The organism is Phormidium tenue FACHB-1050 (assembly GCF_014696925.1).
Classification (GTDB): domain Bacteria; phylum Cyanobacteriota; class Cyanobacteriia; order Pseudanabaenales; family Pseudanabaenaceae; genus Pseudanabaena.
In genome coordinates this window covers 88,433-110,537 of sequence record NZ_JACJQY010000012.1, presented here as the reverse complement: position 1 = coordinate 110,537, position 22,105 = coordinate 88,433, and the positions used below count along the sequence as shown (strand labels likewise).

The window sequence follows — 22,105 nt, the reverse complement described above, 5'->3', positions numbered from 1 at the left end:
CACAATGAGTATATTCAAATTTTTGCAAACCCCTGACCATTACAAAATCACACCCGAAAACCTCGAAGAGAAGTTGGTGTGGTACTCGATCGTTTGGACTTTTGCCATTTATTTCATTGGTGGTTTATATGTATTAGGCGCAATTTTGCCTTGGATTTTATTTGGCGTACTCTGTTGGCGGTGGTGGCAGCAAAATCCCGATACTCCCTTAAGAGAGCGCATTCGCATTCCCATGGGAATATGGATTTGGGTTGGCGGGATGATATTGATGCAGGTGTCGCTGATCATGGGGCATCTGGACTATTACCTAGAGATGGGACAGATTATTAAATCATCCATTGGTTGGGCGAAGGGATGGGCGATCTTAGCGCTATTTCCGATGGCGGGATGTTTACCAATTCGCCCAAAACTGATATATCGAGCGGCGGCGCTGGTTTGTACGATGGTGCTTTTGTTCTCTCCCATCTTTATTGCGGCTTACTATGCCAAGTTACCCGCACAATTATTTGTCTCTCCATTACGGGCGATCGGTGGTCCTGGTCCCGAATTCTTTGAGTTCCGTCTCTATGAAATCGACCCTGGGGACAATACACCGCGTTGGCGATTATTTACGCCTTGGGCTCCTGCCTTGGGATTTGTGGCAAATATTTACTTCTTTATGATTTTGCGCGAACCTTGCAAAAAATGGAAATACTTGGGAATTGCGGGTTGCATCATGATGTGTCAAATTTCCAAATCCCGATTAGCTCTGCTCTGTTTGCCAGTAGTATGGATTTTGGTAGAGGTATTATCGAGGATTTCAAGACCGATCGCCTTGATGATTGCGGGGGCGATCGCTAGTACGGGGGGAGTGACTTTACCAATATTAATGGAAGGTTTAGAAAGCTTTTCCGAACAATTTGCCGCCGCCCGTAAAGACTCCTCGCGAGTACGCGCCGCCCTTGGCAGAATTGCGGTCTATCGTTGGCAAACGGAAGCGCCGATCTGGGGTCATGGTATTGTCGAAAATGGTCCGCACATGGTGGAATATATGCCCATCGGTTCCCATCACACTTGGTATGGGCTGCTATTTGTCAAAGGAATCGTGGGCTTCGCGGCTCTGGCAGTGCCGATGATCTATAGCTTGGGGGATTTGCTGATTAAGTCACAACGCAATGATACCGCCAAACTTGGCTTAACCATGTTGTTGGTGATCTTTCTCTATACCTTTGGCGAAAATCTAGAAATTTTAGCCTATCTATTCTGGCCTGGACTAATCGCGATCGGCATGGGATTTCTCGAACGTCCTAATGACAATGCTATAGAACCTAGTCAAGCTGAAGAAGTACTGACGCAGGAGGATATAGGCATCTAAGATGAGACTAAATCCAGAAAGAAAATTGTATTGGATTGAGTATACTTATTCTCTTTTTTAGTTATACGATTGATATAACTTGATCTAATTTTACTGAACTAGTTTTGAGATTTAAAACAAAGTGGGAAAACAACAAAAGCAGTTTTGGCAAGGGCTTCGCGTAAAGCAAAAATATTTGTTTTCAAGTTTATTGGCATTTAGTCTGACCGTATTTGTTTGGTCTGCACCTGCTCAACAAACATCTTCGCCAACGCCTGTACTTTCGGCGCGAGAAGAATTAATTGCAGAAATCAAAGGTTATGCTGAGCGTCATATAAAAACTGATAGTTCGATGCAGACATCGACTGTGCTGAAGTTGTTTGAATCCAATCCTGTTGGTTTAAAAGCTCCTGAAATTGCCAAAATTTATGAAGAGGAATATTCTCGGTTAAAAGAAGATAGAGAAGCAAATCCTTGGGAGCAAATAAGTCCGAAAGTTGGTTGGATTGCGGCGGCGATTATTGGGGTGTTTTTTGTTTTTAAGGAAGCTTTGAAAAAATGGTTTGAGCAGATCGTTGAGTGGGTAGGATCTGCTGTTTACAATCGGTTTGCGGGGAGTAAGTTTTTTCAGGGTATTGCCTTGCGCCGTTATCAGAAAGCGTTAATTGAGAAGCATAAAGAGCTGAAGATTCCTTTTAGGAGTAAACCCCTGCAAATGCAGGAAGTTTATGTGCCGCTTAAAGTGGTTGATGGTCATGATAAAAGAAAGGAGACTGATAAAAAAGAAGGAGTGGATGCTTATCGAGCGATCGCTGAGTCACGACGGTTAATGATCAAAGGTGCGCCAGGGGCAGGGAAGTCAATGCTGCTAAAGCATATTGCTTTAAATTATGCCGAAAGTGGTTTTGCCACTTCTGGGCAATATGTGCCGATTTTGTTGGAGTTGCATCGTTTGAGCGATCACACTAAATCTATTAACCAGTGTTTAGTTGAAGCATTAGAAAGGAATGATTTCCCAAAGGCTGATCGATTTGTGGCGCAGGGGTTGAAAAATGGAACATTGTTATTGCTTTTTGATGGGCTGGATGAAGTTAATAGCGCTGAACGGCAAGAAGTTGTACAAAGAATTAGAGACTTGATCTATCGATACTCAAAGTGTCGTGTTTTAATTACATGTCGTACTCAAGTTTATAATGGTGAATTTAGCGAAGTTGTTAATCAGACTTTGGAGGTTGAGGAATTTACGGATCAACAAATTCAAAACTTTTTGCATCCTTGGCAGTCAAGTATGACTGCTGATAAGTCGGTTGAGCAGTTACTCAGAAATTTGCATGATCGCCCTCGAATTATGGCATTGGCACGTAATCCACTCATGCTGACGATTATTGCTTATCTCTATACCGATACGCCTTTTGTTCTACCCCATTCCAGATCAGAGTTTTATCAAAAATCTACGGATCTTTTATTGGATCAGTGGCATCAAGAACATAATCAATTCCCAGCTAGAGATAAGAAGTCGGTACTAAGACATCTTGCGCTGTATAACCAAGATAGTAGCAATCACCAGCAAACAGATCGACGGAGTATTGATTATTTAACGGTTATTGCTGAAGTGAAGCGGGTACTTCCTAGTCTCAATATTGATATAGACAAAGCGGAGGCTTTTTTAAAGGAAATTGTCGAGCGGAGTGGATTGCTCCTAGAGATTGATGGGGGAGAACGCTATCAGTTTGCTCATTTGACCTTGCAGGAATATTTTGCGGCGGCAAAACTGATTGAAGAAGAACAGGGTTTAATAACGCGCTTTGAGAAAGATCCTGATGCGTGGCGTGAGGTGGTTAAGCTCTGGTGTGGCTTATCCGAGGAAAGTACTAACATAATTGAGCGAATTTTTGATATTGATAAAAACACTGCTTTTGAATGTCTTGCTGATGCTCAAAGGATAGATGAGGTACTAGCAGATCGAATTATTGATGACTTTAAAGTTAATTTCGCAGCAGTTGGGCGAGAAGATGTAATTGCTAAAGCTTTTGGCTCGGTGGCAGCTGATATTCGACCTAGGGGTAAAGCTGTATTTAACTTCTTGGCAGAAACTCTGGCGACAGATCCAGAAAAGTCTCGTCGTGTAGTTGCGGCAAATGCTCTGTCGATGACCAATTTGCCAGAAGCAGCAAAGGTACTTGCCGAGCAATATATTGCTCATCCCGAAGCAGGTCAGCCACTTGTAAGGATGGGAGATTTGGCAATTGATTGGCTGTGGAGTATCGCTCATTTCGGTCTTGTGAATACGATTGATCACTTGAATCATGTGCTTGATGACTTGAATCAGATAGGGACTCCGAAAGCAGCAAAATATTTAGCACGTTATTTATGGCATGAGGAGAAAGATATTGCAAATCGTGCGGCGTGGTATTTAGCTTCGTTGCTTAGTATTTCAGTAATTGAGGAGGGCTTGCATGAAATTAATTATATATCTGAAAATTCAGATCCATTAGCCATACCTAACCATGCAAGTTGGATATGGCAACCATTTGACGAGGTAGAAAGCTCAAAATTACCATTGGTTGTAGGTCGTATTGTTTATCTCTTAGAAAATTCATCAAGGGCAAATTCGCCTCAGTTTATCGCAAAGATTGATCCCAGAATAGCTATACCTCTTCTGTCGATCCAGATGATTGACAAAATCAAACTACCCAAAAACTTGAGTGATGATGCAGATGTTCTTCTGGAACAAACAAATATAGATGATGAATTAAATCGTAAAATCTTCAAATTAATAGAAGATACACTTGGTGCTGAAGGATCTCGTTCTTACTGGCGATTTTTATTGTCTGGACTTCCACCTCAATTGCAATTAAAGATTCTACATAGCTTGATTAACAATCGTCGCCCTCAAAGAAGTGACTGGCAGAGAATTTTTAAACCATTGAAGTATAGCTTTAGTCAAAGTTGGCACTATCGAGTTATTTTGCTTGTCGCTGGCATTGGTTCTCTAATTGCTTTAGGGCAAATATTTCATCCTATTATTCTCGGATCTAAGAAAGGGATAGATTGGCTTATGGCTATGATGTATCCTCTAATAATTTATTTCTGGATTTCTTTAAGAAAGGGAATTAATGAACCTTGGGAACCAAGTCTATTTGTAAATTTAGGATTATTTGGATCGATTACGTTTGGTACGGAGTTATCTCGATTATTTCGTGATCGTATAGTTTGGTCTGGTATTGAGATTTTATTTAATTCTATTTCTTCTATTCGAGCTTTAGCTTTGGCTTTAGCTGGAACTGGGGCTTTGGCTTTGGCTTTGGATTTAGATTTAGCTTTGGGTGGGGCTGGGGCTTTGGCTTTGGCTTTTGCTGGGGCTTTGGCTGGAACTGGGACTTTGTCTTTGGCTTTTGCTGGAGCTTTGGGTGGTGCTTTAGCTTTCGCTTTCGCTGGGGCTGGGGCTGGGGCTGGGACTGGTAATATAGTATTGGTTTGTACTGGAATAGGATTAGGAATTTGGCATTCTAAAAAGGTTGACAATAGAATCATCAAGTTATTCGCTTTTCTATCTTTCCCATTATTCTGCTGGTTCCCTCTAGTAGCTTACTCCTCGACAACAGCCTTACTCCGTTTTCTCCCTTGGCAGAATGTAGCACTCACATGGTTCGTCGTCATCGCTACTTGTACCGCCCTATGGTTTCGCGGACAGTACCTCGACTACCAATCTCGCAATCCATTACAGGATTTAATTCCAAATCCTAAAGAATCTCAAGGTATTTCCCTCAAGAAAAGCAAAAAGAAATTGCTTTATGAATAGAGATTTTTTTACAGCTTTAGACCATCAAAATCCATAAAGAGATTACATCATGACATTACCAATAGATTTTCAAGAACGTAAACCCAAAATCTTGCATCTACTCAGCGATCGCAATGTGGGCGGCATCAAAAGCACCAGTGGCAGCTTGACTAATTCCCGCCTCAAAGAAAAATTTGAATTTCTCTTTCTCACCGAAAGTGAAGCCCTCAAAAACCTATCGACAATTAAACCTGATGTAGTGATTTGGCATGATCCTTGTTCTTGGCGATCGCTATGGCGATTATTGAAACTCAGGTTCGCGACCAAATTACTCATTCATGAGCATCACTATGCTGAAAGCTTTGAACAGTGGAAAGTGCGATCGCCTTGGCGGTTTCATTTGATGTTGCGACTTGCCTATGGACTTGCTCATAAAGTTGTCGCCATTTCCCAAGGACAGAGAAAATGGATGCGAGCGCATCACCTTGTAAATCCCAAGAAACTTAGCACCATTCAGCAATGTCGCACTTTAGATGAATTTCTGACCTTGCCTCTTAAATCTATCGACACAACTCTGATATTAGGAGCCTATGGTCGATTCAATCAGCAAAAGGGATTTGACACCTTACTGAGAGCAATGCAAAAAGTCCAAAATCCTCAAATCCAATTGCTAGTTGGCGGCTATGGAGAGCAGGAAGAATTGTTGAAATCCTTAGCTGGTCATGATCCACGCATTCATTTTCTGGGTTCGATCTCTGATGTACCATCATTTTTAGAGAAGTGCGATGTGATCATCATTCCTTCTAACTGGGAACCTTGGGGTAATGTCTGTTTAGAATCCAAGGCCGCAGCCAAAGCAGTAATCGTCTCGAAAGTAGATGGACTCACAGAACAGGTAAATGATTGCGGCGTACTAGTTCCTGCTAATAATCCTGAGGCTCTAGCCGCAGCGATCGATCAAGTTTGTGAGATGCCGCGATCGCAACTGGAAGCATGGGGTTTACAGGGGCGCATAGATGTGCAGAATTCTTGGGAAGAATATATGACGGCATGGGAGGCACTGCTATCAGATTTATGCAAAAACTAATCCAGTCAGTAATTGGCTTCATTCAGAAAAAACTAGCGAATCGCTTTGCCCGTAATATTGGCTGGTTAGGCTTATCAGAAATTCTCATTCGCTTCTCGCGCTTGGCTGCTACGGTGGTCTTAGCGCGATGGCTGTCGGAATATGACTATGGTTTAGCGGCGCTAGTTCTCACCACCAATGAATTTGTGAATGTGTTCACGCGCAATGGCATTTTCGATAAGCTAATCCAAGCCAAAGAAGAAGACATTGAAGAGTTATCCCAAACTGCCTATTACATTAATTGGTTTATTTGTGGTGGCTTATTTCTAATTCAATGTCTGGTTGCTTTGCCGATGTCATGGATTTATAAAGATAGCCAAGTGATTCTGCCAATCTGCGCGATGGGTTTGGTCTATCTGATGCTACCGATGGGACTAATCCAAGCGGCGCGATCGCAACGTGAAAACCGTCTCCATGTCTCGGCTTTAGCCAACGCGCTCCAGATTTCCACCGACAATATTTTGACGATGATTCTGGCTTGGCAAGGCTTCGGAATGTGGGCGATCGTCTTGCCGAAAGTAATCGTTGCGCCGATTTGGGTGATCGTGCATCGCTCCAATAATCCTTGGCGATCGACTAAATCCTTTACGCTCCATCGTTGGCAAGAGATTATCCATTTTGGGCGTAGTATTCTTGGTATCCAAATGCTTGCCACGCTCCGCAATAATCTCGATTATCTAATCGCAGGACATTTCTTAGGGATTAAAGCCCTTGGCTTATATTACTTTGCCTTTAATGCTGGATTAGGGATTAGTCTTAGTTTCATTACCGCCGTTGATGCGGCGCTCTATCCGCACCTATGCGAAGCCAGAAGCGACCCTGCTCAATTTCGCGATCGTTATCTCCAGAGCTTCCAATCCATCACCAAAGTAATTATTCCCATTGTCTTAGCACAGGTATTACTTGCTCCGATTTATGTTCCTTTAGTATTTGGACAGAAATGGATTCCCGCAATTCCCATATTGATTCTCATTTGTCTATCGGCAATCCCACGCCCCTACGCAAATGCAGCCTCCAAAGCACTTTGGGCGTTGGACAAACCAAGTTGGGATTTGATTTGGAATGTGCTATTTACAATTATTTTCGCGATCGCTATTTGTATAGGTACTATCTGGCAAATTACAGGTGTTGCAGCGGCCGTGATGCTCATTCATTGGGGGGCAATTCCCATATTTGTAATGTGGATTAAGAAATACATCACCAAGCCAAGTCTTCAAGAACAAACCTAATTTAATTTGTGACGTGTGTCGCGCAAAGCGCGACACACGTCACAAATTAATTCAGTGATGTTACATGAAAGTTTGTAAAGCCCTCACCCCTAGCCCCTCTCCCGCAGGAGAGGGGAACAAAAAAATAATATGGGTTTTGCTCCCCTTCTCCTGCGGGAGAAGGGGTTGGGGGATGAGGGCTTTACGTAAAGTCAGTCAGTAATTATCGGTAATAAATCATGGTCAAAGTATCAGTAATCGTCCCAGTTTATAATGTTGAACGTTTTATCGAAGAAACAGTTACATCGGTCTTAAACCAAACATTTCAGGATTTTGAATTAATCATTGTTGACGATCAATCACCCGATCGCAGTATCGAGATCTGTCAGCAGTTCAACGATCCACGTATACGGATTGTCCACCAAAAAAATCGGGGTTTAGCAGGAGCAAGAAACACAGGAATTCGTCATGCTCAAGGCGAATATATTGCCCTATTAGACAGCGATGATCTCTGGATGCCAACCAAGCTAGAAAAGCATATTCAACATTTAGAAACCCGTCCCAAAGTTGGCATTAGCTTCAGCCGTTCCGCCTTTATTGACGAAAACAGCAATTCTCTCGGCACATACCAAATGCCAAAACTGACAGATATTGACGCGGCGCATTTACTCTGTCGCAACCCCATTGGCAACGGTTCCGCCCCTGTGATTCGCCGTGAAGCCCTTGAAGGCATTAAGTTTCAAGACAATCTCTATGGCGAAACAGAAGACTTCTATTTTGATGATCAGTTCCGTCAGTCAGAAGACATTGAATGCTGGATTAGAATCGCTATTCAAACCAATTGGCAAATTGAAGGTATCCCTGAACCGCTTACCCTCTACCGCGTCAACTCTGGCAGTCTGTCCGCCAACATGAATAAACAATTGGAATCATGGGAAAAAGTGATCGCCAAAACGCGCACCTACGCCCCTGATTTATTAGCAAAGTGGGAATCCCTCGCCCGCGCCTACCAATTCCGCTACCTCGCCCGCCGCGCCATTCGCAACAAAGACGGTAAGGCAGCCGTACAACTTATAAATCGCGCCTTGGCATGTAATTGGAAGATTTTAATTTATGAACCAATGCGATCGCTGCTGACAATTTTCGCAGCCTATTTAATTTGGTTACTACCGCGCAGTTTGTATAACAGCATTGAGAACTTTGCCCTCAAACTTACAGGTTCTAGTCAACGCAAGGCGATCGCTAAGAGTAAACATCACTAAAGTTAAGTAATATAGCAAAGCAAGTTTTGCTTAGGACATAAAACCCAAATAGTGTGAGGCGGCGCTTCGCGCCGCCTCACACTATTTGGGTTTTGATTTGTCCTGATACAGGTGGCTATAGCTATAATTCACAAAAGTGGTGCCACACTTTCGTGAATTGGTATAAACCTAACATTGACATTAACAAGTCAAAAAAAAGAGGATGCGCTAAGCGCATCCTCTTTTTTTGAAAGAATTAGTCAGAAGGAGGGCTGACTTGTTCTTTGAAGGACTTACCAGCAGAGAAGGCAGGAACCTTCGTAGCAGGAATTTCCATCTTTTCGCCAGTTTTAGGGTTACGACCTTCACGAGCTTTGCGATCGCGAGCTTCAAAGGAGCCAAATCCAACCAAAGTTACTTTGTCTCCGCCAGCTACAGTATCGATGATCACTTCAAGGGTTGCAGAGAGAACTTCGTCAGCAGTTTTTTTGTTGACTGATAAGCCCTTTTCGGCAGCTTTTTTAGCAATAGCATCAACTAGTTCACCTTTGTTCATAGGTTTCCCCTTATATATAGATGATTTGTGAGTATGAGTTTAATGTCAAAGAAATATTTGTGCGATCGCTTTTTGCCAAAGCCGCACTGACTATGACTTCTGTTTGATCATTCTAATAGCAACTTGCCACTTGTGTATATACACAACGGTTAATTTATGGGGATTTGAGCAGTTTTTTTTAAATACTTATTGCCACAATTCTTGGTTTAATTCCTGAAATGCCTTCTCTGTAATGGTTTCAAGATTTTGTTTTTAGCTCAAAGGAGCGTAACGCATACAGGGTAAGCACTTCACAAAAGTTCAAGTTTTTCCATAAATTGCTGAGTTTTGGCGACATGCCCCACCAGTACGACAAAAAAAGATGAAGGCAGAGCGAAGTGCCGCTTTCATCTTTTTTTGTCAAGAGCGAGATATAGCTTTAGTTACTTGCAAACCCAATAAGCGAGTGGCGGCGCAAAGCGCCGCCACTCGCTTATTGGGTTTATAGCAAGAGCTATACATTCCTTTTGATGGATTCTTATGCGCTTTGTTGGCAATGATTCAAAATTCTGGTTTTTGATCGAGATAATATTGTTAATACTTCTTAATTAATATCCAAAAAGCGTGAGGCGGCGCTTCGCGCCGCCTCACGCTTCTTAAGACTTGCCACAGCTATTAGCCTGTTGAAAATCAAACTTCGCAATTCCTAATTCAAATCCGAAAATATGCAGTCATCCACACCAGCTAGTATCTCTGGGCTAACCCGTCAGTCCCCTTTAATAATTGCGCCATTTTTTCTTTGGGGTACAGCGATGGTAGTGATGAAAGCATTGCTGCCTCAGACTAGCCCCATGTTTATGGCAGCAGTGCGCTTGATTCCCGCAGGAATATTACTGGTTTTAGGTGCGGCTTATTTTGGGAGACAGCAGCCTAAGGGTTGGCAGGCTTGGCTATGGATTAGTTTGTTTGCATTAGTCGATGGCACGATGTTTCAAGGTTTTTTGGCGCAGGGCTTAGTGCGGACTGATGCAGGGCTTGGCTCCTTACTGATCGATTCTCAGCCTCTCGCAGTGGCAGTGATGGCTGCGGTTTTATATAAAGAAAGAATTGGTCTGGGGGCAACGCTTGGGCTATTTGTGGGTATCGTCGGAATTGGGCTAATTGGGTTGCCATCAGAATTGATGACAGCTTTGCTCTCAGGAGATTTTGCCACGGTTTTAGAAGCGGGAGTATTTACTCTGGGTGAATGGTTTATGCTCGGCGCATCGTTATCCATGGCGATCGGTACGATTTTGATTCGTCCTGTGGTGCGTCATGCCGATCCTGTGATGGCGACAGGTTGGCACATGATTATTGGAGGATTGCCTTTATTACTGATTTCTAATCAGTTCGAGCAGCAACAATGGCAAGACTTGAGCGCTTGGGGATGGCTCGGCATGGCTTATATGGCGATTATGGGCAGTGCGATCGCCTATGGATTATTTTTCTTTTTTGCTTCTTCAGGTAGTTTGACTACTTTGAGCGCTTTGACCTTCTCAACGCCAGTATTTGCACTCATGTTTAGCAGTCTCTTTTTAGGTGAAAATCTGACCTTCGCGCAATGGATTGGTGTAATTTTGACTCTGAGCAGCATTTATCTTGTCAGTATGCGTGGCTCTGGACAAGACATGAGCGAGGAAAATCAGACTGTTGAAGAAATTTCTGAGACTAAAATTTTGCCAGAAGCCGATCAAGTTCTCGTTAGCTCGGCTTTGCCAGTATTGAAGAGTCCGAGCAAAGAATCCTCAATGTAACAATGTAAATTTTACCTAGGTCATAAAGCCTAAATAAATGAAGGCGGTGCAAAGCACCGCCTTCATTTATTATTGCTATAAGTTACAAATTACAACTTTTAGTTTTTGAACTAGTTATACCAATTCACAAAAGTGGGGTAACACTTCTTTGAATTAAAAACAAAACCCTGTAAGGGTTTTAAAAACACAAAATGGCATAGCCATTTTGTGTTTTGCTATTACCATATTTTTATTAAAAGTTCATAAGTAAAATGTTTTTAACAAGAAGTATTGTTAGGACTAATTTCAAGCCTTCTATTTTGATGTATCTGAGAATTTTAAACAGTTACTAAGACTGACATTTTTTATTATTCTATGAATCAAATCAACTTAAAATCTCTGCAATCTTTTTATGATCTAAAATCACGTTTAATGAAGGTGTTTTTAACCTTTGCAGTTTTAGTGATCATAGCAATTTGGAGTCTAGAAGGGTCAAAATTCCATGTAAATCCCATAGACAACATAGCTTATCCACTGATGATCGCTATTTTTAGTATCGGAACAATCGTATTGTACCGATACCCAAAAAGCTTAAAATATGTTGAAAGTATTACCTTCTATACTTTTGCCATTTACTGCTTTGCTAATTTCCAAGCAATGATTTTGGGAATGCCTTTTTTTGTCATCGATCTTTATAGCGTTAGTACATTTTTACAATGGCTACCGATGATATATGTATCGGCATTTATTATGCTGGAAACCCGTAATGCCATCATCGCTTCAGTATTGTTTTATTTGTCTTTAGTATGCTCGACTATTTTATATGAGATGATACAATATGTCCCTGATTCTGTATTAAACAATTTATATCCAGCTATAAAGAATATATGTTTTTCTCAACCGATTTATATATTAATGGTTTTAGGAATTGCGGTTCTAAAAGAGCAGATTATTGAAGTAAATACTGAAGCCACAGATATGACTATTGCGGCAACTACTGACTATCTGACAGGTATTAGCAATCGACGGTTTGCAGCTCAATCTCTTGATAACTTTCTAAATTTAGCCAAAATAGACAATTTAACTCTAACTATATTTGTTGTAGATATTGATCATTTCAAGAAAATCAATGATTCCTATGGACATGATATTGGCGATCGCGTATTGATTAATATCGCCAATTTTTTACGTCACAATCTTCGTGATTCTGACTTATTAGGAAGGTGGGGCGGCGAAGAGTTTATCTTAATTTTACAGAAAACCGATTTGCGGACAGCTTGCAATCTAGCTGAGCGTTTATATAAGCAAAATTCTGAATTGATCCATGAACAAGTTGGACAAGTGACGTTTAGTATTGGTATTGCTACATCAAAAGCTGGCGATACGACTGATTCTTTATTTAAACGTGCGGATGCAGCGCTTTATAAAGCCAAACAAACTGGTCGCAACCACTTTGAGGTTGACGAATAATTGGAACAGCAAAAAATAATAAATAACCTTTAGTAAACTCATGCCCACTTTATATATTGCAATTACCAATCACGGTTTCGGTCATGCGACGCGCACGGCGGCGGTTCTTGCAGAACTGCAACAGCGATCGCCTGATATCAAGCTGATTATTGCGACGACGGCTCCGCGTTGGTTATTGGAAGAATATATCGAAGGCGATTTTATTTATCATCCGTGTGTGTTTGATGTGGGCGTAATCCAGATCGATAGCTTGCAAGTGGATCGCGAAGCTACTTTTGATGCATGGCAACAAATTCACCAACAACAAACAGATTTAATCGAAGCTGAAGTCAAGTTTTTACAAGAAAATCAAGTTGATTTGATATTTGGCGACATTCCACCGATGGTTGCAGAAATTGCCAAAGCGGCAAAAATTCCTTGTTGGATGGCAGGAAATTTTGGCTGGGATTTTATATATCGCGATTGGGGTGGCAAATTTATTGAACTTGCCGATCGCTTATCAGAAACTTATAGCCATTGCGATCGCCTATTTCGCCTACCCTTTGCCGAACCGATGGGCTGCTTTTCTAACATAGAAGATGTGGGGCTGACTGGCGCAAGCCCTAGGCATTCGGCAGAATATTTACGGAAAAAATTTAATTTAGATAGCGATCGCCCCACAGCATTACTCACTTTTGGGGGGCTAAGCCTGCAATCAATTCCTTATCAAAATCTTGCCAGCTTTCCTGACTGGCAATTTGTCACCTTTGATCGTGATGCTCCAGATTTACCAAATCTAACTAAAGCCAATGGCGATCGGCTCCGTCCTGTAGATCTGATGGTGGTATGCGATCGGCTCGTCACCAAACCAGGTTATGGCACATTAGCTGAGGCTTTGCGTGTGGGCATTCCCGTCATTTGTCTGACCCGTGAGGGATTTTTAGAAGCGGAAACCCTTATTGCGGGTGTGAAAAATTATGCCAAGCACCTAATTATTGCACCTCAAGAATTTTATGAAAGTGATTGGTCATTTCTAAACATTGAATTTCAAGCTCCAGACTTAGCTAATGCTGATCAGTTAGATATGCATGGTGAAGCAACGATTAATCAAGCAATTTTGGACTATTTGAATTAGGCTTAAAAGGTGTAAAAATTACACCTTTTAAGCCTGAATGATTTGTGGAAAAATAATGGGATGTAAGCCTCTTGTTTGTGAAGATTTGCATTCCCTTTAATGATTTAGTATTGCTATAGAAAAACTTGCTTTGCTTGAAACATAAAACCAGAAGATGAGTGGCGGCGCGAAGCGCCGCCACTCGCTTCTTGGGTTTTGCTAACTTTTGCTGTAAGTTCAAAAGCTTAATTTAACCCTATCTCTCTAACGGATTAGATTTAAATAGCAAATTGTGACTTGCTTGTTTTGATACACTTGGGATCGATTGAGAGCATAAACTCTAAAAATCTCTGTCGCTGTGGAATCGACATATATGGAAATCTACCAATGTTACAAACTTCTAGGCTTGACATCTAATGCGACTTTAGAAGATGTCAATAAAGCTTACAAAGCGCTGGCTTTGCAATGGCATCCCGATCGCATTCCTAGAGAGAATGTCCAACAACAACTACAAGCCCAAGAAAAACTGAAAGAGATTAACCACGCAAGAGATAGCTTACGCAAGGCGGTTGAGCAGAAAACCACCAACTCACAAGCTAAATACTCTCAAAAGACTTCCTATCAAGCATCTAGCCAAACGCGGCAATATCACCAACATCAAACCAGATATCAAAGCAAGTACCAAAGTGCACATCAAAGCACATCTCAAGCGCAACAACAAGCTTCAGACCGATCTTCAGAACGTTATTCTTCCTATCAATCTCAGGCTTATCAAACCTATCAATCTACCCAATCCTATCAGCAGCCCAGCAAACAAAAAACTTATCAGTCCGAGTCCTATGCTGAATCGCAACAATCGACTCAAGCATCACCAAAACCGCAAAAGCCTGATTTAACTGGAGCCGATCTTAGAGGTGCAAATCTTCGTGAGAAGTATCTTGAAGGTCGAAATCTTAGCTACGCCAATCTCTGTAATGCCGACTTGAGCGATGCTTTCTTGCACCGAGTCAATTTTCAGGGTGCAAATCTACAGGGCGCGAATTTATTTCGAGCCAATCTGTTTCAGGCTAATTTACAAAATGCAGATTTACGCGGTGCTAATTTAATTGGAGCAGATTTAAGCGGCTCAGATTTGCGCGGTGCAGATTTAAGCGGCGCAAAAGTTGGTTTTGGCGAAAAGCTTATGGTCAAACTCACGAATGTCAATTTCACAGGAGCTAAAATGCCCAACGGTTCTGTACATTCTTAAGATTTAAGTGCCTGCCAAAACAAAACCCGTAAAGTTTCGCCCCATCGGGGCGAAACTTTACGGGTTTTGTTTTGTAATTAATTATGCCGCGCTACCAAAAATTGATGCTCTGTTTTACTGCGTAAAAAACAAAAATAGCGGGTATTACTAAGTTTTAGTTAGCAATCCACGCTATAGAGGAATTATCCGAGACATTTCAATACATTAGCGATAAAAAATCCAGCAAACATCAGCAAAATTGCCTGACTTGGCGACAGCTATAAATCGCACAAACATAAGATTCTCAGAATTTTAGAGATCTCATAGGTATAGCAACGTAAGAGATAGCTAGGACAAATCAAAACCCAAAAGATGAGTGGCGGCGGGAAACGCCGCCACTCATCTTTTGGGTTTTAAGTCCTAAGCAAAACTTACATTGCTATAGCGATCGCAAGTTTTACCAATAATTGCGGCAACATTGCCTAGAGAGCGATAGACATCAAAGTTTTAGCTGAATTTTTCTGTCAAATTGAATACTAATAGTTTTATCTCTTTCCCAAGGATGATTTATGATCCCCGCTAATATCGTAGTTTAAAAAATGGCTGTTATATTTTTACTAATTTTAGATCTCATTTATTTAAATATCCTAAACCTTAAATTTATTGATTTTCATGATTAACCTGTCTTTTTATATCCAGTAAACAAACACTTTTTATCACACTTATTTTTAAATACTACCTACAAACATCCTTGTTGCTTAACTCCTAAAACATATGTCTACATCATCCGCTCTTTGGGCGATTCCCTTGGTTTCGCTTATTTCTGGCACGTCTTCACCAAAAATTGTCAATGAAACTTATAACCAATCAAGCAGTTATAATTCTTTGATCACTCACCAAGACAAACCTTTTGTTAGCAATAACAATTTATTAGAATCTATTCAACCTAAATATGTAATCGAATTTCGCTCAAAGCCTGCCAATGAATGGATGATCATGGTGAATAATCAGCCAGCATTTGTGGTTAAAAATTTACCTAATGCGGTGATCGCAGCGGCTAAACTTGCAATGACGATGAATGCGCCAGACTTTGATCCCCGTTACTTAGAGCCGCTGGCTATAGATGGTGAATATATTGGTAAATATAAAAATGTCATCTTATTTAAAATTCCCCAATCGGAGGTTGTTAACCCTTCGCTAAAATTGACTCAGTGGATTAATAACTTGCGGGTTAGTGCAGATGTAGAGCCGTTAACTTTAGTAGAAGCCCAAAAACAAATGCATCAGTTAGCTCCTACTGGTGAACAAATTAATGGTATTGCTTCTTGGTATGGACCTTACTTTCAAGGTCGGCAGACAGCTTCAGGCGAACAGTTTGAGCAGCAAGATTTTACAGCCGCGCATCCTAGTTTGCCCTTTGACACATATCTTAAAGTTACTAATCAGCAAAATGGTAAGTCTGTAGTAGTAAGAATCAACGATCGCGGACCTTACTTTGGCGATCGCAACCTCGATTTGTCCCACGCCGCCGCGATCGCCCTCAACAGTGATGAAGCTGGCATTGTCCCAATCGTCGCTACTATCCTAGTGTCCAACAATTAAAACCAAAATTTGTTGTGGCGGGCTTCGCCCGCCACAACAAAATAGCGTTTATCAGTCTAGTGAAGTATGGGTTTGTTTCCCAGCCTGCGGATGGGAAACAAACCTTTGTACCTCGCCTGCTTGCAAAGCGCTATAAACAACTGTCCAAAACAAAGGTGAATTAATTCACCTTTGTTTTTTTGTTTTAACGTAGGTTTTCAGTACGTGTACCAATGTCCAGAAACTGAATTAGCTTCACTGGATCGGCATTAAACATGAAAGCTTTAGCATCGGGTGCAACCTTATAGCCTTCCTTTTCAGCAGCTTTTTGGGCGGCGTAGGGTAAAGAGCTAGATAGATCAAACATTAACCGAGCATAAGGATCACTTAATACTTCAGCAGTGTTGGGGAAAGACACTGGCTGCGTATATTCTGCGGAAAGGTGGATGTTATAAAGCAGAACTGAACCGTCAGAAGTACTCAATTTTTTGAGGCTCAGCGCTTCTTCTGTCGGATCGCCATCGGTAGACTCTCCATCAGTAATATTAATAATCGTGGGTGGATAGCTATTGGGATGTTTCTCAATCCATTCCTCTAACAAAATTCGCGCCAGTGCAAACACACTACACATGGCTGTCCCACCACTAGCGATCGGCTTAAACCAAATGGGAAAGTCATTGTAAACTTCAACTAACCCGCCCATGCCATCAGGTAGTTTTTGCGCCCGTTTTTCCAATTCAGTTGGATTTTCATAAATCTTACCGATTGGGGCGATTACTTTCTCACCAGCAAGCCCATTTAAAGCTGATGTAACCTCGCTGTTATAACCAATTACACCAACATCAAAATAATCATAGATTTCGTTGCCTTTGACGCATCGTTGTCCGAGTGAATCCAACAACCGATTTACCGCATCCGCAACGGCTTGAGCCTTCTGGATGGCTTCATTAGTCTTATGTAAACTTTCATTAGCTCCTTTCGCTGTCCCTTTACTTGCACTATCGTTAGAAAATGCATCCGCCATCGATCCAGATTGATCGATGAGGAAGAGGAAACAACTAGGTTGACGGCGACTGATTTCTGCTGAGTAAGGCATATTAAACTTACCCGATTCCTTATTTAGTTATGTCTCAAGAATTAAGTTCAGTCTAGCAAAGGTAAGCTCAATAAAAAACTTCCTGATTGAAATTCAGCTATTTAACTTAAGCGATCGGGCTAACTACGACGCTGGAAACACCAAAACTGGTTATTTTAAAGGCGATCCTATGGTGGCTTTCAAAATAACCAATTCGCCAATGAGAATTGTTGTTACTCAGCATTATGGCGTTTGATTCTACTCTATTAGTCGTTATGATATTTAGAATGGGCGGTGCATTGCACCGCCCATTCTAAATATCGCTACCTACGCAATTTTTAAATTTATGCAATCTATCAGTCTTAAAAAGATATTACTCAAAAGAGAAATATTATCCTTACTAAAAGGCTTAGTTACGAAACTCACTACTCCTATTGTCATCCAAGATCAAAGAGGACAAATCTTGGTTGCAGATTTAGGCGTGGATAAGGGATCTGTTAGCAGTGATATTAGTGAAAGTAGTAGAGAGCGCGTTAAAGATCCACTGGTCAATACAGACTTAAATAAAATCCCTGTAGTACTCAGCGATGAAATATTAGGATGGGTAATAGGGAAGGAACAAGTTGAGCAAGTTGCTAATTTTTTGAGCTATCTAGCTAAGCGTGAATTTGAACAGAAAACGTTGGCGGCTGATGCTTTGGATAAATACCGAGAGATCAACCTTCTCTATACGATCGCTAGCAAGATGTCAAACTGTCTAGATGCGAAAGAGATTGGCACACTTGTACTGGAAGAGACTAGTCGATTAATCCCATGTACTAGTGCCTCAGTAATGCTCCATAATCATCATACTAATTGCCTAGAAGTTGTATCAGCTAAAGGTACTGCCGAACAAATCACTAGCTGGAATGTTCCTGCTAATGTGGGGATTGCAGGCTATGTATTCACAACAGGAAAATCTGAGCTAGTCAATGATGCTACGCAAGATCCGAGATACATTGTTAATGAGAATGAATGCTATGCGATCATTTGTGCCCCAATTCTTACTAAAGATAGAACCATAGGTGTAGTTAATATTAGCAATTCTGAGCAAGTAAGCTATACATCTCAAGATCTTAAGCTATTTACAGCAATTGTCACCCAAGCTTCTGGAGCTATTGAAAATGCAATTCTCCATGAGAGTAAGTTGCGTGAACAGAGAATCAAAAATAATTTAGAAAGATATCTATCACCACAGGTAGCTGAAGCGGTTATCAATGAGAGAGAAGAGGTGTCATTAACTACGAGTAAACGTAAAATCGCTATGTTGTTTTCTGATATTCGTAATTTTACGACTAAGTGCGAAGAACTAGAGCCTGAACAACTTGTGGGTTATCTAAATGAATACTTTACACAAATGGTCGATGTGATTTTCAATCATCAAGGAACCGTCAATAAGTTTGTGGGGGATATGATTGTGGCGATGTTTGGCGCACCTTCGGCGATCGCAGATCGAGAGTATTGGGCGATCGCTGCTGCCATCAATATGCAAAGGCGGATTAAAAGTTTGCCGATTGATTGGATTAGGAAGAACTTTATTACAGGGATTGGGATTAGTTCTGGAGAAGTAATTGTGGGAAACATTGGTTCACCTCAGCACATGGACTATACAGCGATCGGAGATGAGATGAATATTGCTTCGCGGTTACAGGGTTTGGCCAAGGGTGGACAGATTTTGGTGACGCGGAGTGTGTATGAGGCAACTCAAGCAAATTTTGAGTTTAGAGAGTTTGGAACTTTGCCTGTAAAGGGGAAAAAGAATCTTGTAGAAATTTTCGAGGTGATTTACGAAGACTAAAAAAAGCCGAATATAACCCCAAAAGAGAATGGCGGCACTTCGCGCCGCCATTCTCTTTTGGGGTTATATTACTGTAAAAGTAAAGTGTTAAAATATTGAAAAAGTGGCGCAATGCGTCGCTTTCCCAGATTATTTTTGAACTCAAAGCGCTGTAAGTGATACATTAGTCATGAGATACATCGTAAAGGCTTAAAGATGAGCAAAAAGCTATTAATTGTTGACGATGAACCGCATATCCGTTTGCTATTAGAGCAGACCTTAGAAGAGCTAGAAGATCAGGACGTAGAACTATTAACAGCAACTAATGGTTTAGAAGCACTGGAGACAATTCAGAGGGAAAAGCCAAATTTAGTATTCTTAGACGTAATGATGCCAAAAATGAATGGCTATGATGTCTGCGAAAAGGTTAAGGGTGATCCTAGTCTAAGTGATGTGTATATCATTATGCTGACCGCTAAGGGGCAAGAATTTGATCGCAGTCGGGGTAAAGATGTGGGGGCTGACATCTATATGACAAAACCCTTTGACCCTGATGAAATCCTTGAAAAATCCTGTGAAATCCTCGGAATAGAAACTTAAAATGAGCGTAAATTTGACCTGTAAGTTAAGCGATCGCGTTCTTGATAGTAACCAAGGCAGCAGTCAACGTCAGTTAGCGATCGCCGTTTCCGCTAACGCTGCTGTCGATGGCAATAATGCGCCGCTTAACTTGTGCCTTGTCTTAGATCACAGTGGCTCCATGGGAGGACAACCCCTTGATACGGTCAAACGTGCTGCTCGCGATCTCGTAGATAGTATGTATCTGCAAGATCGGATTAGTGTAATTGGCTTTGATCACAAAGCTCATGTGGTAGTCGAAAATCAACCCGTTGATCGTCTTGAATCTATCAAAGCTAAGATTCAATCCCTCAAAGCATCGGGTGGTACTTGTATTGATGATGGCATCAAGCTGGGATTGCAGGAAACGAGTAAGGGCAAAGATGGCACTGTGAGCCAGATTTTTGTGCTGACCGATGGGGAGAATGAGCATGGCGATAATGAGCGCTGTTTCCAGTTTTCCCGCCTAGCCACGGAATACAACATGACCTTGCATAGCCTTGGTTTTGGGGATAGCTGGAATCAGGATGTACTGGAACGTATTGCCGATGCTGGTGGTGGGGCAATGGCTTATATCCCATCGCCTGCGGCGGCTGGGGAAGAGTTTCAGAAATTATTAAAACGTGTTCAAGCGATCGGACTAACCAATGCTCATTTGATCTTGCAGCTAGCGCCCCATGTCAGACTTGCCGAATTAAAGCCGATCGCTCAAGTTGCCCCTGACACGATCGAATTAGCCTATCAAACCGAGGGAGACGCGATTATTGTCAGACTGGGCGATCTGATGACGGACGTGGAACGAGTAGTGTTATTTAATCTCTATATCAGTCCGACTAGTTATACTGCCGAATATCCCGATCGCTCGGAAATCCCTATTTTGACGGCTCAAGTCCGTTACGACATTCCCTCACAAGCGCAAATTAATTCACTATCATCACCTGTAGCGATCGCCGCAACTTTAGTCCAAGACTATACGCCACAGGTCGATCCTCAGCTACAAAATTATTTGTTAGCTTTAGCTAAATATCGCCAAACGCAACTTGCCGAACAAAAATTGCAGCAGGGCGATCGCGCAGGGGCGGCGACAATGTTACAATCGGCTGCTAAAACCGCTTTGCAAATGGGCGATCAGAATGCTTCAACAATCTTGCAAAACAATGCAACTCGTTTGCAAACAGGCACGTCTCTAAGCGAATCTGATCGCAAAAAAACACGTATCGCCTCCAAAACTGTACTACAATCACCTCCCAATCCTTAAATTTTAGATATGTTAAGTGTATCCATACACTGTTGATCGCGATGTTCATCATGCATACATAAACTGTTCATCTTAAGTTGCCCTTATGATTATTTGTCCTAGTTGCGCTCATGCCAACCCTGACGGAGCTGTAAACTGCGAATCCTGTTTTACACCGTTACCGATTGTCAAAAATATTCAATGCCCTAGTTGCGGTGCATCTGTGTTGTCGGATGCTAAGTTTTGTGGACATTGTGGGTTTAATCTAAGTGGGGCAACTGCGATCAATTCGCTCCCAGATATTCATGCTGAAAATGCGATCGCGCCATCCATCTCATCGACTGAAGTTTTCCCCGTACTAACTATTTCCAGCGCTATGTCAAATTCTTTACCTGATGTGACGACCGAAGATGATTCGGCTGCAAATTTAGTAACAAATTCCTTCGCCGAGGTTCCAACTCTTCCCAAGTTTACGGATATCGAAAATTTGCTAGCCGCAGAGGAGCAGAATCCTCCGATCACGGCTTCTATGAATGAGCCGATTAGTGCTCCCACAAGTGCGCCAGCAAGTTCACCCGTGAGTGTCAAGACTCAATTACAGCAATTTGCTGCGTCTTTGCTACATGTGCAAACTAATCTCACGATTGAAATTCCTGCCCATTTACCAGTCGTACATATTGGCAAGCCAAATACGGTAATTCCTCCTGATATTGATGTGTCAGGTTTCCCAGATTCAGACATTGTTTCGCGTATCCATGCGGATATTCGGGCTGAGGGAGGTTCTTTCTATTTTGAGGATACGGGTAGCTCTAACGGTACTTATATCAATAATTTGCCTCTGCCTGCGGGAAATCGTCATAAGCTCAGGGCAGGCGATCGCATTTCTCTAGGTAAGGGAGATAAAGTTAGCTTTGTATTTCAACTTAGCTCATAGCTTACAGCGCTTTGCGCTTAATCCCAAACCAAGAGAATTTCTGAAAGTGTTGCAAAG

The 22,105-nt window shown here is 41.7% G+C and carries 16 protein-coding genes; 14 read left to right on the top strand and 2 right to left on the bottom strand.

Annotated elements, in window-relative coordinates:
- Window positions 1-4: 4 nt before the first annotated feature.
- From H6G05_RS10075 to H6G05_RS10055, 5 genes are all read left to right on the top strand, one after another.
- Window positions 5-1,354, top strand: coding sequence for an O-antigen ligase family protein (locus H6G05_RS10075; protein WP_199310431.1), 1,350 nt, complete (start codon window positions 5-7; stop codon window positions 1,352-1,354).
- 121 nt (window positions 1,355-1,475) lie between these two features.
- Entirely contained in the window at window positions 1,476-5,135 is a 3,660-nt protein-coding gene (locus H6G05_RS10070; RefSeq protein WP_190578047.1) for an NACHT domain-containing protein, read from the top strand.
- A 49-nt stretch (window positions 5,136-5,184) separates the two neighbouring features.
- Window positions 5,185-6,201 (top strand): glycosyltransferase family 4 protein, encoded by a 1,017-nt coding sequence (locus tag H6G05_RS10065; RefSeq protein ID WP_190578046.1) that lies wholly within the window; start codon window positions 5,185-5,187, stop codon window positions 6,199-6,201.
- Window positions 6,189-7,469: a lipopolysaccharide biosynthesis protein gene (locus tag H6G05_RS10060; RefSeq protein ID WP_190578045.1), complete on the top strand. Its 1,281-nt coding sequence runs from the start codon at window positions 6,189-6,191 to the stop codon at window positions 7,467-7,469. Before H6G05_RS10065 ends, H6G05_RS10060 begins: the two co-directional genes overlap by 13 nt.
- Window positions 7,470-7,687: 218 nt before the next feature.
- Window positions 7,688-8,710 carry a glycosyltransferase family 2 protein gene (locus H6G05_RS10055; RefSeq protein ID WP_190578044.1) on the top strand — a complete coding sequence of 341 codons (1,023 nt, stop codon included), beginning with the start codon at window positions 7,688-7,690 and terminating at the stop codon, window positions 8,708-8,710.
- Between the two features lie 235 nt (window positions 8,711-8,945).
- On the opposite strand, the gene H6G05_RS10050 is transcribed toward H6G05_RS10055, so the two are convergent.
- Window positions 8,946-9,245, bottom strand: coding sequence for an HU family DNA-binding protein (locus H6G05_RS10050; protein WP_009629166.1), 300 nt, complete (start codon window positions 9,243-9,245; stop codon window positions 8,946-8,948).
- A 704-nt stretch (window positions 9,246-9,949) separates the two neighbouring features.
- Here H6G05_RS10050 and H6G05_RS10045 point away from each other — a divergent pair.
- The 5 genes from H6G05_RS10045 to H6G05_RS10025 all read left to right on the top strand — a co-directional run bounded on the left by H6G05_RS10045 (window position 9,950) and on the right by H6G05_RS10025 (window position 16,389).
- Window positions 9,950-11,017: a DMT family transporter gene (locus tag H6G05_RS10045; protein WP_190578043.1), complete on the top strand. Its 1,068-nt coding sequence runs from the start codon at window positions 9,950-9,952 to the stop codon at window positions 11,015-11,017.
- Window positions 11,018-11,371: 354 nt separating this feature from the next.
- Window positions 11,372-12,466: a GGDEF domain-containing protein gene (locus H6G05_RS10040; RefSeq protein WP_190578042.1), complete on the top strand. Its 1,095-nt coding sequence runs from the start codon at window positions 11,372-11,374 to the stop codon at window positions 12,464-12,466.
- 40 nt (window positions 12,467-12,506) lie between these two features.
- Entirely contained in the window at window positions 12,507-13,580 is a 1,074-nt protein-coding gene (locus H6G05_RS10035) for a glycosyltransferase family protein (RefSeq protein WP_190578041.1), read from the top strand.
- Window positions 13,581-13,932: 352 nt separating this feature from the next.
- Window positions 13,933-14,808, top strand: coding sequence for a pentapeptide repeat-containing protein (locus H6G05_RS10030; RefSeq protein WP_190578040.1), 876 nt, complete (start codon window positions 13,933-13,935; stop codon window positions 14,806-14,808).
- A gap of 753 nt (window positions 14,809-15,561) precedes the next feature.
- Window positions 15,562-16,389 carry a septal ring lytic transglycosylase RlpA family protein gene (locus H6G05_RS10025; protein WP_190578039.1) on the top strand — a complete coding sequence of 276 codons (828 nt, stop codon included), beginning with the start codon at window positions 15,562-15,564 and terminating at the stop codon, window positions 16,387-16,389.
- Window positions 16,390-16,573: 184 nt separating this feature from the next.
- Here H6G05_RS10025 and H6G05_RS10020 read toward each other — a convergent pair whose 3' ends face one another.
- Entirely contained in the window at window positions 16,574-17,464 is an 891-nt protein-coding gene (locus tag H6G05_RS10020; RefSeq protein ID WP_190578038.1) for a vWA domain-containing protein, read from the bottom strand.
- Window positions 17,465-17,789: 325 nt separating this feature from the next.
- Here H6G05_RS10020 and H6G05_RS10015 point away from each other — a divergent pair, with 325 nt between their 5' ends.
- The 4 genes from H6G05_RS10015 to H6G05_RS10000 all read left to right on the top strand — a co-directional run bounded on the left by H6G05_RS10015 (window position 17,790) and on the right by H6G05_RS10000 (window position 22,048).
- On the top strand, window positions 17,790-19,280 hold the full coding sequence (locus tag H6G05_RS10015; protein ID WP_190578037.1) for an adenylate/guanylate cyclase domain-containing protein: 1,491 nt from the start codon (window positions 17,790-17,792) through the stop codon (window positions 19,278-19,280).
- 195 nt (window positions 19,281-19,475) lie between these two features.
- On the top strand, window positions 19,476-19,859 hold the full coding sequence (locus H6G05_RS10010) for a response regulator transcription factor (RefSeq protein ID WP_190578036.1): 384 nt from the start codon (window positions 19,476-19,478) through the stop codon (window positions 19,857-19,859).
- 1 nt (window position 19,860) lies between these two features.
- The gene (locus H6G05_RS10005) at window positions 19,861-21,135 is read left to right on the top strand and encodes a vWA domain-containing protein (protein ID WP_190578035.1); all 1,275 of its coding nucleotides are present in this window, start codon (window positions 19,861-19,863) and stop codon (window positions 21,133-21,135) included.
- Window positions 21,136-21,220: 85 nt separating this feature from the next.
- Entirely contained in the window at window positions 21,221-22,048 is an 828-nt protein-coding gene (locus H6G05_RS10000) for an FHA domain-containing protein (protein ID WP_190578034.1), read from the top strand.
- Window positions 22,049-22,105 lie beyond the last annotated feature (57 nt).